Source organism: Deltaproteobacteria bacterium, from assembly GCA_016875225.1.
Lineage (GTDB): Bacteria > Myxococcota_A > UBA9160 > SZUA-336 > SZUA-336 > VGRW01.
Map to the genome: position 1 here is coordinate 49,349 of VGRW01000018.1, position 6,925 is coordinate 56,273.

The 6,925-nt window shown below is 69.4% G+C and carries 5 protein-coding genes; 2 read left to right on the top strand and 3 right to left on the bottom strand.

Translation table 11 applies throughout. From position 1 onward, the window contains the following. Window positions 1-11 precede the first annotated feature (11 nt). A complete protein-coding gene (locus tag FJ108_06885) occupies window positions 12-3,452 on the bottom strand; it encodes a methylmalonyl-CoA mutase (protein ID MBM4335621.1) in 3,441 nt (1,146 codons plus the stop codon). Between the two features lie 21 nt (window positions 3,453-3,473). Between FJ108_06885 and FJ108_06890 the strand changes: the two genes are divergently transcribed. Together FJ108_06890 and FJ108_06895 are read left to right on the top strand one after the other, a co-directional pair. After that, window positions 3,474-4,805 (top strand): MFS transporter, encoded by a 1,332-nt coding sequence (locus FJ108_06890; protein ID MBM4335622.1) that lies wholly within the window; start codon window positions 3,474-3,476, stop codon window positions 4,803-4,805. After that, window positions 4,802-5,266, top strand: a complete 465-nt coding sequence (locus tag FJ108_06895; protein ID MBM4335623.1) for a cupin domain-containing protein — start codon at window positions 4,802-4,804, stop codon at window positions 5,264-5,266. Before FJ108_06890 ends, FJ108_06895 begins: the two co-directional genes overlap by 4 nt. Window positions 5,267-5,306: 40 nt before the next feature. Here the strand turns inward: FJ108_06895 and FJ108_06900 are convergent, their stop codons facing one another. Both FJ108_06900 and FJ108_06905 read right to left on the bottom strand, forming a co-directional pair. Then, window positions 5,307-6,149: a 3-hydroxybutyryl-CoA dehydrogenase gene (locus tag FJ108_06900; GenBank protein ID MBM4335624.1), complete on the bottom strand. Its 843-nt coding sequence runs from the start codon at window positions 6,147-6,149 to the stop codon at window positions 5,307-5,309. After that, window positions 6,149-6,925, bottom strand: a 777-nt coding sequence (locus tag FJ108_06905; protein MBM4335625.1) for a thiolase family protein, incomplete at its 5' end; no start/stop codon positions are given. The genes FJ108_06900 and FJ108_06905, both read right to left, overlap by 1 nt.

A 6,925-nucleotide genomic window follows, 5' to 3' on the forward strand; every position in this document is an offset into this window, starting at 1 on the left:
TTCCTCCGTGATTACATGCTGCGGCGGTAGCGCCCGCCGACCTCGAAGAGTGCCTCGGATATCTGCCCCAGACTCGCCACCTTCACCGTCTCGAGCAGCTCGGCGAAGACGTTCTTGCCAGAGCGAGCGACTTCCTGAAGTCGCGCCAGCGCCGCGGGCGCCTCGTCCCGGTGTCGCGCGTGGAACGCGCGCAGGTTCGCGAGGCACGCCTGCTTCTCGGCCTCGGACGCGCGGATCAGCTCGCGCGGCGCGCTCGACTCGGCCTCTGGCTTCGGGTTCAGGAACGTGTTCACGCCCACGATCGGGAGCTCTCCGGAGTGCTTCAGCGATTCGTAGTGCAGGCTCTCGTCCTGGATCCGGCCGCGCTGGTACATCGTCTCCATCGCGCCGAGCACGCCGCCGCGCGCCGAGATGCGCTCGAACTCCTGGAGCACGGCGTCCTCGACCGCGTCGGTGAGCTGCTCGAGGTAGTAGGAGCCTTGGATCGGGTTCTCGTTCTTGAGCCAGCCGTACTCGCGGTTCAGCACCAGCTGGATGGCCAGAGCCCGCCGCACCGACTCCTCGGTCGGAGTGGTCACCGCTTCGTCGTAGGCGTTGGTGTGCAGGCTGTTGCAGTTGTCCTGCAGCGCGAGAAGCGCCTGAAGGGTGGTGCGAACGTCGTTGAAGGACATCTCCTGCGCGTGCAGCGATCGGCCCGAGGTCTGGATGTGGTACTTGAGCTTCTGGCTGCGCTCGGCTGCGTCGTATCGGTCGCGCATCGCGATCGCCCAGATGCGGCGCGCGACCCGCCCGATCACCGCGTACTCCGGATCGAGGCCGTTGGAGAAGAAGAACGAGAAATTCGGCGCGAACTCGTCGATCGCGAGCCCGCGGCTCAGGTAGTACTCGCAGTAGGTGAAGCCGTTGGCGAGCGTGAACGCGAGCTGCGAGATCGGATTCGCGCCCGCTTCCGCGATGTGATAGCCGGAGATCGAGACCGAGTAGAAGTTCTCGACACGGTTTCGCGAGAAGTACTCCTGCACGTCGCCCATCAGCCCGAGCGAAAACTCCGACGAGAAGATGCAGGTGTTCTGCGCTTGGTCTTCCTTCAGGATGTCGGCCTGCACGGTGCCTCGCACGCTCGAGAGCGCCTCGCGGCGGATCCGCGCGTAGGTTTCGGGATCGACGACTCGGTCGCCCGAGACGCCGAGCAGAAGCAGCCCGCGACCGTCGTGGTTCTCCGGAAGCGGCCCGTCGTAGCGCGGCAGCCCGAGCGAGGCGAGCTCGGCGCGGACGCGCTCGACCTGCCCGGTCTCGCGCAGGTGCCGCTCCACCGCCTGATCGATCACCGCGTTGAAGAAGAACGCGAGCACGACGGGGGCCGGGCCGTTGATCGTCATCGAGACCGAGGTCTTCGGGTCGAGCAGATCGAAGCCGGAATACAGCTTCACCGCGTCGTCGACCGTCGAGATGGAGACGCCCGAGGTGCCGACCTTCCCGAAAATGTCGGGACGCTCGGCGGGATCGCGCCCGTAGAGCGTGACGCTGTCGAACGCGGTCGAGAGTCGCACGGCGGGCTGGTCCTTCGCGAGCATGTGGAAGCGGCGGTTCGTGCGCTCCGCGGGCCCCTCGCCCGCGAACATCCGGGCGGGATCCTCCTCGACGCGCTTGAACGGAAAGACGCCCGCGGTGAACGGGAAACGCCCGGGCAGATTCTCCAGCACCGCAAAGCGGGCGAGTTCTCCCCAGTCCGACGTGTCGGGAAGCGCCACGCGCGGGACCGCGAGCCCGGACAGGCTGCGAACATGGTTCGCAGCGACGATCGCGCGGCCGCGAACTTCGTAGCTCTGGCTCTCGTCGAGATAGCGCGCGCGAAGCTCCGGCCAGCCCGCGAGCTCGCGCCGGGCGGGCTCGGAGAGCGCGCGGAGCAGCTCGTCGTAGCGGCGACGCAGCAGCACGCGCTCGACCGGACCCGCGCCGTCGGCGAGCGCCTCCGCGGGGAATGGCTGCGCCATCTCCGGCACCTCGTCCCCGAGCGCGCGCAGAGCTTCGCGGAGTCCGCACGCGGCTCGCGCCCGCTGCGCATCGGCGTCGGCGCGCACGCGATGCGCGCGAACGGACTCGGCGATCTCGGCCAGATATCGGCTACGCCCGGCCGGCACGAGCGGGGCGGTCTTCGGCAGCACGGCGGGCAGTCGCTCCGCCTGCGCGAAGCCCTCGAACCCGCGCTCGCCGACCTGCGCGATCAGGTCCGCGAAGAAGCGGTCGGTTCCGCCATCGCTCCAGCGGCTCGCGATGGTCGGAAACACCGGCACGCGGTCATCCGCGCGCTGCGCCTCGGGATGGTTCCTGCGCCACTGCTTGCGCACGTCGCGAAGCGCGTCCTCGCCGCCTCGCCGGTCGAACTTGTTCAGCACGATCGCGTCGGCGAGCTCGAGCATGTCGATCTTCTCGAGCTGCGATGGCGCGCCGTACTCCGGCGTCATCACGTAGACGGAGAGGTCGACCAGGTCGACGATCTCGGAATCGCTCTGGCCGATCCCGGCCGTCTCGACCAGGATCAGATCGAAGTTCGCGGCCTGAAGCACGCGCACGCCATCGGATACGGCCGACGAGACCGCGAGATGAGCACGGCGCGTCGCGAACGAGCGCACGAAGACTCCCGGCGGTCGGATCGCGTTCATCCGCAGCCGGTCTCCCAGCAGGGCTCCACCGCTCGAGCGGCGGGTCGGATCGACGGAGATCACTCCGACGCTCTTCTGCGGATATGCGCGCTGGAAGCGGCGCACCAGCTCGTCGAGGAGGGTCGACTTTCCAGCGCCGCCGGTTCCGGTGAAGCCGATCACCGGCGCTGCGGCGCCCCGCCTGCGCGCGGCGAGGCGCTGCCGCAACGGATCGAGCGACGCTTCGTTCGCGCCGCCGTGCGCCTCGAAGAAGCTCATCAGCCGCGCCACCGCCGTGGTCGACTCGACGCCGAGCCGCGCCAGCTCCTCTTCCGGACGCGGCTCCGGACGAGAGAAGCCCGGCTCGAGCACCTGCGCGATCATCCCGGCCAGCCCGATCCGCTGCCCGTCCTCGGGCCGGAAGATGCGCGTGACGCCGAACGCGTGCAGCTGCCGCACCTCGTCGGGCGAGATCACGCCGCCGCCGCCGCCGTAGACGCGGATGTGTCCGGCGCCCGCCTCGCGCAGGCGATCGATCAGGTAGCGGAAGAACTCGAGGTGACCGCCCTGGTAGGACGAGACCGCGATCAGATCCGCGTCCTCCTGAAGCGCGGCGCAGACGACGTCGTCCACCGAGCGGTCGTGCCCCAGGTGGATCACCTCGGCGCCCTGCGCCTGCAGGAGCCGGCGCATGATGTTGATCGACGCGTCGTGCCCGTCGAACAGGGCCGCAGCGGTGACCGCGCGGACGGGACCGCGCTCGGTGTCCGGCGCGGCGTTCCGAGCCGGGGTGCGGGGCAGCGAACTCATTTCACGTAGTATGCCGCGCGAATGGACGATTCCGCAGGCTCGCCCTCGTATCGGTCGCCACGCGAGAACCCCTGGTGGATTCCTCCCTTCCTCGGCGGAATTCCCCACGGCATCTCGCCCGCGCAGCTGCGCCTGCTCGGCTTTCTGACCTTCGCGATGTTCTTCGAGAACTTCGACCTGTCGTTGCTCGGCAATGCGCTGCCGCAGATCGGCGCGAGCTTCGGGCTCTCGAAGGCGGGGCTCGGCGACTTCACCGGAGCGACGCGATTCGGCGCCCTGCCCGCGTTCTTCCTGGTGCCACTCGCGGATCGCCTCGGCCGCCGGCGCCTTCTCCTGGTCTGCGTCGTCGGAATGAGCCTCGGCTCGGGGCTCACCGCGCTCTCCCAATCGGCCCTGCAGTTCGTGCTGTTCCAGGTCCTGACGCGCACGTTCATCGTGACGGCCTCGGTCGTGACGTTCGTCGTCGTGACCGAGGAGTTCCCGGCCGAGAACCGCGGCTGGGGCATCGGCATGCTCGGCGGCGTGTCGGCGATCGGCTTCGGCGCTGGCGCCTTGGTCTACGCGTTCGTGGACTCGCTTCCGTTCGGCTGGCGCGCGCTGTACATGATCGGCCTCGTGCCGCTCCTGCTCTTCCCGGCGCTGCGGCGCGGGATCGTGGAGACGAAGCGCTGGAACGAGCACAGCCAGGGGCTGGTCGCTTCGCGCGGCGTCGGCGAGGCGATCTCGGCCGCCTTCGCACCGATCGCGGAGCTGTACCGACTTCACCCCCGGCGAGCGCTCGCGCTCGGGCTGCTCGGAGGGCTCTCTGCAGCCGGGACCGGAGTCGCGTTCCAGTTCATCTCCGAGTTCCTGCAGACCGAGCGCGGCTGGACGCCCGGCACGTTCGCGGCGCTGTCGATCTCGTTTGGCGCGTTCGGCATCGTCGGAAACCCGGTTGCGGGCCGGCTCGGCGATCGCATCGGCAGACGCGCGATCGCCGCCGTCGTGCTCGTGCTCTTCCCGCTCTGCGCGTTCGGCTTCTACGCAGGTCCGGCGTCGCTCGTGGCGCTGCCCTGGACCGCGATGGTGTTCCTGTCGATGGCGAGCTCGGTCACGACGCGCGCGCTCGCGACCGAGCTCTTCCCGACCGCGCTTCGGGGCACCGGCGGCGGGAGCCTCGCGCTGCTCGAGACGCTCGGAGTCGCCGCAGGGCTCTTCGCCTACGCGCGCGGAATGGACTGGCTCGGCGATCAGGGCGTGGTGATCCCCCTGGTCTCGCTGGCGACGGCGTTCGCCGCGCTCGCCGTTCTGCTCCTGCCCGAGACCGCGCGCCGCGAGCTCGAGGAGATCAGCGCTGGAGGAGATTCACGATGAGAGCCCCGCGAGCTCGAATGGCCCTCTGCAGCGTCGCGATCGCCGCAAGCGCGCTCGCCGCGCCGGCCGAGCCCGCCGCGCCCGCGCTCGATGCGGTGTTCGCGACCGGGCGACTCACGCTCCCGCTCGAGGCGCTCGCCAGCCGCTACCCGCTCGCACCGGGCAAGGACTTCCAGGTGAGCGAGATCGGACGCGACGAACACTCGAGCCACCACGCGGTCTGGATCGTCGACCGCGAGATCCCGCACCGCCACGATCGGCACGACCTGTTCGTCGTGATGCTGCGCGGGCACGGCGCCATGCGGCTCGGCGACGAGGAGCGGCCAGTCGGCGAAGGGTCGATCCTGTACGTGCCGCGCGGAATGCCGCACGCGTTCCGCAACGCGTCCGGCGCGCCGGCGTTGGCCTACGCCATCTACGCGCCGGCCTTCGACGGCCGCGACCGCGTGCCGGTCGACTGAGCGGCCAGGCCGGCCGGACTGCCCGCGATGTCGCGCGTCGTCAGTATGTGTAGAAGCCGCGTCCGGTCTTCGTGCCCAGGTGACCCGCCTCGACGCGCTTGGTGATCTCGAGGCAGGGCTTGTGGTGGGACTGGCCGAACTCGCGGTGCAGCGAGTCGAGGATCGCCCAGACGACGTCCAATCCGACCAGATCCGCGAGCGCCAGCGGACCCATCGGGTGGTTGCAACCCAGCTTCATGCACTCGTCGATCGAGCGCGCGTCCGCCACGCCCTGCTGTAGCGCGGTGGCGGCCTCGTTGATCATCGGCATGATCACGCGGTTCACCACGAAGCCCGGCATGTCGCGCACCGGAACGGGCACCTTGTCGAGCCGCTCCGCGAGATCGGTGACGGCCTGCGCGGTCGCATCGCTGGTCTCGAGACCGCGCACGATCTCGACCAGCTTCATCGCCGGAACCGGATTGAAGAAGTGCATGCCCACGAACTTCGTCGGCCGGCCCGAGAGCGCCGAGAGCGCGGTCACGGAGAGCGACGATGTGTTCGTGGCGAAGATCACCTCTTCGTTGCAGAGCGCGTGCAGCTTCTCGTACAGCTCGCGCTTGGTGTCGAGATCCTCGGGCACCGCCTCGAGCAGGATGTCGGCGGCCTTCAGATCCTCGAGCGCCGAGATGCCGCGGACGCGGCCGAGCGCCGCGTCGTGGTCGGCTTGCGAGATCTTCTCCTTGGCGAGCAGCCTCCCGAAGCCCTTCTTGATCGCCGCCAGGCCCTTGTCGACCGAGGCCTGCTTGCGATTCCAGAACAGCACCGAGAAGCCCGACTGCGCCGCGACCTGCGCCAGACCCGCACCCATCGTTCCGGTTCCGAGAACGCCCAGGGTCTTCATCAGATCAGCTCCACCGCGAGCGCCACCGCTTCGCCGCCGCCGATGCAGAGCGTCGCTATGCCGCGCCGCTTGCCTCGGTCGCGGAGCGCGTGCAGGAGCGTCACCAGCACGCGCGCGCCCGAGCAGCCGATCGGGTGTCCGAGCGCGACCGCGCCGCCGTGCACGTTCACGGTCTCCGGGTCGATCCCGTGCTCCTTCACCGCCGCCATCGTCACGCCCGAGAAGGCCTCGTTGATCTCGTAGAGATCCCAGTCGCCAGGCTTCGTGCCCGTTTTCGCGTAGAGCTTCGCGAGCGCGTGAACCGGCGCGATCGTGAACCACTCCGGCTCCACCGCCGCGGTCGCGTCGGCGACGATTCGCGCGAGCTTGGGCAGGCCGAGCTCGATCGCCTTCTCCGCGCTCGTCACGACCAGCGCGGCCGCTCCGTCGTTGATCGACGAGGCGTTCGCCGCGGTGACGGTTCCATCCTTCGAGAAAGCCGCGCGAAGGCCGGCGAACTTCGACGGGTCGCCGCGGCCGGGCTCCTCGTCCTGGTCGACGACGACCGAGCCCTTCTTTCCCGCGATCTCGACCGGCACGATCTCTGCCTTGAACTTGCCGCTCGCCTGCGCGGCGCGCGCGCGGCGGTACGACTCGGCGGCGAACGCGTCCTGGTCCTCTCGGCTGAAGCCGTACTTGGCCGCGACCATGTCGCCGCAGTTTCCCATGTGGAAGTTCTTGTACGGGTCCCAGAGGCCGTCGTGGATCATCGTGTCGATGATCTGGCCGTTGCCCCC

Bases quoted from the DNA above. Each gene is read 5' to 3' on its own strand.
- FJ108_06885 (MBM4335621.1), bottom strand. From the start codon at position 3,452: ATGAGTTCGCTGCCCCGCACCCCGGCTCGGAACGCCGCGCCGGACACC.
- FJ108_06890 (MBM4335622.1), top strand. From the start codon at position 3,474: ATGGACGATTCCGCAGGCTCGCCCTCGTATCGGTCGCCACGCGAGAAC.
- FJ108_06895 (MBM4335623.1), top strand. From the start codon at position 4,802: ATGAGAGCCCCGCGAGCTCGAATGGCCCTCTGCAGCGTCGCGATCGCC.
- FJ108_06900 (MBM4335624.1), bottom strand. From the start codon at position 6,149: ATGAAGACCCTGGGCGTTCTCGGAACCGGAACGATGGGTGCGGGTCTG.